The organism is Shigella sp. FC1544 (assembly GCF_001722145.1).
Lineage (GTDB): Bacteria > Pseudomonadota > Gammaproteobacteria > Enterobacterales > Enterobacteriaceae > Escherichia > Escherichia coli.
Genome location: NZ_MECT01000127.1, coordinates 1 through 5,660 on the forward strand (window position 1 = coordinate 1; position 5,660 = coordinate 5,660).

Here is a 5,660-nt window from a genome sequence, read left to right on the forward strand (position 1 = left end):
CCCCACTGTTCGTCCATTTCCGCGCAGACGATGACGTCACTGCCCGGCTGTATGCGCGAGGTTACCGACTGCGGCCTGAGTTTTTTAAGTGACGTAAAATCGTGTTGAGGCTAACGCCCATAATGCGTGCAGTTGCCCGGCATCCAACGCCATTCATGGCCATATCAATAATTTTCTGGTGCGTACCGGGTTGAGAAGCGGTGTAAGTGAACTGCAGTTGCCATGTTTTACGGCAGTGAGAGCAGAGATAGCGCTGATGTCCGGCAGTGCTTTTGCCGTTACGCACCACCCCGTCAGTAGCTGAACAGGAGGGACAGCTGATAGAAACAGAAGCCACTGGAGCACCTCAAAAACACCATCATACACTAAATCAGTAAGTTGGCAGCATCACCAGGAGCAAATATGGCTAACTGGTTAAATCAACTGCAATCCCTGCTTGGGCAAAGCAGTTCTTCTATCTCCTCGTCTGCGGATCAGGGATTGGGCAAACTGTTAGTGCCAGGCGCATTAGGCGGACTGGCTGGGCTGCTGGTCGCAAATAAATCAGCACGTAAACTTCTTACGAAATATGGCACCAACGCGTTACTGGTTGGCGGCGGAGCGGTAGCGGGTACGGTGCTGTGGAATAAATACAAAGATAAAATTCGCGCGGCGCATCAGGACGAACCGCAGTTTGGCGCGCAAAGTACGCCGCTGGATGAGCGTACAGAACGTTTGATCCTTGCGCTGGTCTTTGCCGCTAAAAGTGATGGTCATATTGATGCCAAAGAACGTGCGGCAATCGACCAGCAATTGCGTGAAGCCGGCGTGGAAGAGCAGGGGCGTGTACTCATTGAGCAGGCAATCGAACAACCGCTGGATCCACAACGTCTGGCTACCGGGGTCCGCAATGAAGAAGAGGCGCTGGAAATCTATTTCCTGAGTTGCGCGGCTATTGATATTGACCATTTTATGGAACGCAGTTACCTGAATGCACTGGGTGACGCGCTGAAAATCCCCCAGGATGTTCGTGACGGCATTGAACGCGATCTCGAACAGCAAAAACGCACTTTGGCGGAATAATTCCGCTCTCTGGATAGCCTGAAGTTGACTATTTCGGGCTATCCAGAATCGCACAGCCATTTGAACAGGCTGATTTTCTCTGTCTGCATAACATTCGATATCCGCGCCATTACCTGTCATCATCTAAGCAATGACTCCCCTGTTTCGCTTGCATCCCCGGTGAGTTTTGCCACCCTTAATAAGATGTTTCAACCAGAAAGAACAATAACATGCTACCAAAAGCCGCCTGCATTCCCCACGCCATGACGCTTCATGGCGATACGCGCATCGATAATTACTACTGGCTGCGGGACGATACGCGTTCTCAGCCAGAAGTCCTGGACTACCTGCAACAAGAAAATAGTTACGGTCATCGGGTGATGGCCTCACAACAAGCCTTGCAGGATCGCATCTTAAAGGAAATCATCGACCGCATTCCGCAACGAGAAGTTTCTGCGCCCTACATCAAAAATGGCTACCGCTATCGGCATATTTATGAACCAGGCTGTGAATATGCTATCTACCAGCGTCAATCGGCATTCAGTGAAGAGTGGGATGAGTGGGAAACATTGCTCGATGCCAATAAGCGCGCAGCTCATAGTGAGTTTTATTCGATGGGCGGAATGGCGATTACGCCCGATAACACCATTATGGCGCTGGCAGAAGATTTTCTTTCCCGACGCCAGTACGGCATTCGTTTTCGTAATCTGGAAACTGGTAACTGGTACCCGGAACTGCTGGATAACGTTGAACCCAGCTTTGTCTGGGCAAATGACTCCTGGACTTTCTACTATGTTCGCAAGCATCCGGTGACGCTGCTGCCTTATCAGGTCTGGCGTCACGCCATCGGTACGCCAGCATCGCAAGATAAACTGATCTACGAAGAAAAAGACGATACCTATTACGTCAGCCTGCATAAAACGACCTCGAAGCACTATGTAGTCATTCATTTGGCCAGCGCCACCACCAGTGAAGTTCGCCTGCTGGACGCGGAAATGGCCGATGCCGAGCCGTTTGTTTTTCTGCCGCGCCGCAAAGATCACGAATACAGCCTTGATCACTACCAGCATCGGTTTTATCTGCGTTCCAACCGCCACGGCAAAAACTTTGGCTTATACCGTACCCGCCTGCGTGATGAGCAACAGTGGGAAGAGTTAATTCCGCCACGCGAAAACATCATGCTGGAAGGGTTTACGCTGTTTACCGACTGGCTGGTGGTTGAAGAGCGTCAGCGCGGGTTAACCAGTTTGCGCCAAATTAACCGCAAGACCCGGGAAGTCATTGGTATTGCCTTTGATGATCCAGCCTATGTGACCTGGATTGCCTACAATCCAGAACCTGAAACCGCGCGATTGCGTTATGGTTATTCTTCCATGACCACACCAGACACTTTGTTTGAACTGGATATGGATACCGGTGAGCGTCGTGTATTAAAACAAACGGAAGTTCCTGGTTTTGATGCGGCGAATTACCGCAGTGAACACCTGTGGATAGTCGCCCGTGATGGCGTCGAAGTTCCGGTTTCGTTGGTCTACCATCGCAAACATTTTCGCAAAGGACACAACCCGTTGCTGGTGTATGGCTATGGTTCTTACGGCGCAAGTATTGATGCCGATTTCAGTTTTAGCCGCTTGAGTTTGTTAGATCGTGGCTTTGTCTACGCCATTGTCCATGTTCGCGGCGGTGGTGAGCTGGGGCAACAATGGTACGAAGACGGAAAATTTCTGAAGAAGAAAAATACGTTTAATGATTATCTTGATGCCTGCGATGCATTGTTAAAACTGGGCTATGGCTCTCCTTCGCTTTGTTATGCGATGGGCGGGAGTGCGGGGGGCATGTTGATGGGCGTTGCAATTAATCAACGCCCGGAATTATTCCACGGCGTTATCGCCCAGGTACCGTTTGTTGATGTTGTAACAACGATGCTTGATGAATCAATTCCTCTTACCACTGGTGAGTTTGAAGAGTGGGGTAACCCGCAGGATCCGCAATATTACGAGTACATGAAAAGCTACAGCCCGTATGACAACGTCACCGCACAGGCTTATCCGCATTTACTGGTAACGACCGGTTTACACGATTCTCAGGTGCAATATTGGGAACCGGCAAAATGGGTCGCTAAATTGCGCGAGCTGAAAACCGATAACCATCTTTTATTGCTCTGTACCGACATGGACTCAGGCCATGGCGGTAAATCTGGCCGCTTTAAATCGTACGCAGGCGTAGCGATGGAATATGCTTTTCTGGTCGCGCTGGCGCAGGGAACATTACCCGCTACGCCTGCGGATTAAGTATTTTCCAGATAATGTTTCAGTGTTAAACGCAGCTCCGGGCTCATGCTGTCCAGGTTATTAAATGACCAGCGCAGATAGCCCGGATCGCGTTCGGCAACGTCGGAAACCGCTTTGCCACGGTATTTGCCAAAGGTGAAGGTCGTCATCAACGACGGACGTCCGGTGATATCGGCCATCTGTTCTGCCGTCCAGCCGGAGGTGTTCATAATATCGATAAGCAACGCGGCGGTGATATAACAGTCATACAACGCGCGGTGATGATGCAGGCCCGGCGGCGTCTGTACATTGAGCTTCCGTGTTTTATATAACGCCATATTGCTGTACTTGATCCCTGGCCACAAACGACGGGCCAGTTTCATAGTGCAAATCCACTCACCGGGCATCTCAGGCAGTACGCGGCGGTCAAAGCTGGCGTTGTGCGCGACATACCATTCACTACCGTAATAGTGTGGGATCACATCTTCAATCCACGGTTTATCGGCGACCATGGCTTCGGTGATGCGATGAATCGCCATCGCTTGTGGACTAATAGGACGATCGGGGCGCACCAGGTGGCTCATGGGGTTGACGATTTTTCCGTCAATGACATCAACAGAGGCAATCTCAACGATCCCTCCCTGCAAACCGCAGGTTTCTGTATCGATAATGCGCAACATGGCATGCTCCAGGCCGAAAAAGCCTAGCGTAATGGAATGATATCGCCTTGCCAACCCTGTGATGAACGCTGACCGACTAACAATAATGAACCACGATCGGCGCGAACGATGAGACGACCATATTCATCCCATAGTGCACTGTTACCACGGGCATTTGCCATCAGCACGGCAATCGAGTACTGATGTGAAAAAAATTGTAAGCGACGGGCCGACGCCAGCAGGTCGGGTTCTCCCAGACATTGCCCTGTAGTAAACAGTGAACAGGTCGGGTCCATATCCATACCTTGCGGTTGTTCATCGACCACCGTGATGGTTCTGGAACGACGGCCCAGACATGCACCATGACTCTGATGGTAGATCCCAGGCGTTTTTCGCCACGGTGCGAACACCGCAATTCCACGAATAAAGCGATCGTTATATTCAACGGGAAGGCCGGCAATGATGGTCATTCGCCAGGTCGTTGCGGCATAACAAAGCGGGTCTAACAGTGAGAGATCGGGTGGGGCAGGAAGGGCACGTCGCGAATAATCACACCCCAGTAAAGAAAGCGATGGAAAAACTAACAGCTGACATTGTTGCCTGGCGGCGGCCCTCACAAACTCCAGATGATGAGCTACCTGTTCGGTGAGTGAGGTTTTACGAGGCTCATATTGCGCTGCTGCAACTTTCCAGAACGACATAATGACTTCCTTTTCAAAATGACTGCAAATTATGGGTGCGGTTTAGAAAATACTCATAATTTAGCAGGCGTTATGTAAGAAAGTGTAACTCTGTATAAGTTTTATTTAAGTTTGGGCTCGTAAGGTAAACGTGACAGTTTGACCGAAGCCAAACGGTGGGCAATAAGCCTCTCGCGAAACCAGCTGCGCAAATGTTCAGGCTGTTCACGTTCAACCGCTTCAGCGATCACCGGCATATTGTAGCGTTCTTTAAATGCCACCCCGGCCGCCGCCAAATCGACATTCACTTTATCCATTTCTGTTTGATCCAGTTTAGCCAGATTCTTCAGCATTCTTAATCTCCTCATCATTCGCGGGCAAAAGTTACTAAGAGTGAGCCAGGATGGCAAGCCGGAATTGATGATCCTCGACTCAGACATTAGACAAGGTTATGCTCTGTAAAAAAGTTATTACAAAAAGGAATAGATAATATGGCTTCAACTGCACGCTCCCTTCGCTACGCGCTGGCAATCCTGACCACTTCGTTGGTGACACCTTCCGTCTGGGCACATGCGCATTTAACGCATCAGTATCCTGCGGCAAACGCGCAAGTGACAGCTGCACCGCAGGCAATCACTTTAAACTTCTCGGAAGGTGTTGAAACAGGATTCAGTGGTGCAAAAATCACGGGGCCAAAAAACGAAAATATTAAAACATTACCGGCGAAGCGAAATGAGCAGGACCAAAAGCAACTGATTGTTCCACTGGCCGATTCGCTGAAACCCGGAACCTACACCGTTGACTGGCATGTTGTTTCGGTGGACGGGCATAAAACGAAAGGACACTACACCTTTAGCGTGAAATAAATCATGCTGGCGTTTACCTGGATCGCGCTGCGATTTATCCATTTCTGGATTTGCCCCTATATTTCCAGACATCTGTTATCACTTAACCCATTACAAGCCCGCTGCCGCAGATATTCCCGTGGCGAGCGATAACCCAGCGCACTA

Annotated in this window: 6 protein-coding genes and 1 pseudogene; 3 read left to right on the plus strand and 4 right to left on the minus strand. The window is 50.1% G+C overall.

The annotated features are described in order from the left end of the window. Positions 1-337, minus strand: a pseudogene (locus BGK49_RS08765) (IS1-like element IS1A family transposase); the annotation flags it as partial. 65 nt (positions 338-402) lie between these two features. Between BGK49_RS08765 and BGK49_RS08770 the strand changes: the two are divergent. Further along, complete coding sequence (locus tag BGK49_RS08770) at positions 403-1,062, plus strand: tellurite resistance TerB family protein (protein WP_000024738.1); 660 nt, start codon at positions 403-405, stop codon at positions 1,060-1,062. 209 nt (positions 1,063-1,271) lie between these two features. Next, positions 1,272-3,332 (plus strand): oligopeptidase B, encoded by a 2,061-nt coding sequence (ptrB, locus tag BGK49_RS08775; RefSeq protein ID WP_000936901.1) that lies wholly within the window; start codon positions 1,272-1,274, stop codon positions 3,330-3,332. On the opposite strand, the gene exoX is transcribed toward ptrB, so the two are convergent. The 3 genes from exoX to holE form a co-directional block, all read right to left on the minus strand. Beyond that, positions 3,329-3,991: an exodeoxyribonuclease X gene (exoX, locus tag BGK49_RS08780; protein WP_000944260.1), complete on the minus strand. Its 663-nt coding sequence runs from the start codon at positions 3,989-3,991 to the stop codon at positions 3,329-3,331. The two genes, ptrB and exoX, sit on opposite strands and share 4 nt — an antisense overlap. A 23-nt stretch (positions 3,992-4,014) precedes the next feature. Next, on the minus strand, positions 4,015-4,671 hold the full coding sequence (gene yobB, locus BGK49_RS08785) for a carbon-nitrogen hydrolase family protein YobB (protein WP_000011658.1): 657 nt from the start codon (positions 4,669-4,671) through the stop codon (positions 4,015-4,017). A gap of 101 nt (positions 4,672-4,772) precedes the next feature. After that, positions 4,773-5,003 (minus strand): DNA polymerase III subunit theta, encoded by a 231-nt coding sequence (gene holE, locus BGK49_RS08790; RefSeq protein WP_000916761.1) that lies wholly within the window; start codon positions 5,001-5,003, stop codon positions 4,773-4,775. A gap of 138 nt (positions 5,004-5,141) precedes the next feature. On the opposite strand from holE, the gene yobA reads away from it, so the two are divergent. Continuing rightward, on the plus strand, positions 5,142-5,516 hold the full coding sequence (gene yobA, locus BGK49_RS08795) for a CopC domain-containing protein YobA (RefSeq protein ID WP_000168747.1): 375 nt from the start codon (positions 5,142-5,144) through the stop codon (positions 5,514-5,516). Positions 5,517-5,660 lie beyond the last annotated feature (144 nt).

Excerpts from the sequence above, each read along its gene's own strand:
- yobB (WP_000011658.1), bottom strand. The coding sequence starts at position 4,671 with ATGTCGTTCTGGAAAGTTGCAGCAGCGCAATATGAGCCTCGTAAAACC.
- exoX (WP_000944260.1), bottom strand. The coding sequence starts at position 3,991 with ATGTTGCGCATTATCGATACAGAAACCTGCGGTTTGCAGGGAGGGATC.
- yobA (WP_000168747.1), top strand. The coding sequence starts at position 5,142 with ATGGCTTCAACTGCACGCTCCCTTCGCTACGCGCTGGCAATCCTGACC.
- holE (WP_000916761.1), bottom strand. The coding sequence starts at position 5,003 with ATGCTGAAGAATCTGGCTAAACTGGATCAAACAGAAATGGATAAAGTG.
- ptrB (WP_000936901.1), top strand. The coding sequence starts at position 1,272 with ATGCTACCAAAAGCCGCCTGCATTCCCCACGCCATGACGCTTCATGGC.
- BGK49_RS08770 (WP_000024738.1), top strand. The coding sequence starts at position 403 with ATGGCTAACTGGTTAAATCAACTGCAATCCCTGCTTGGGCAAAGCAGT.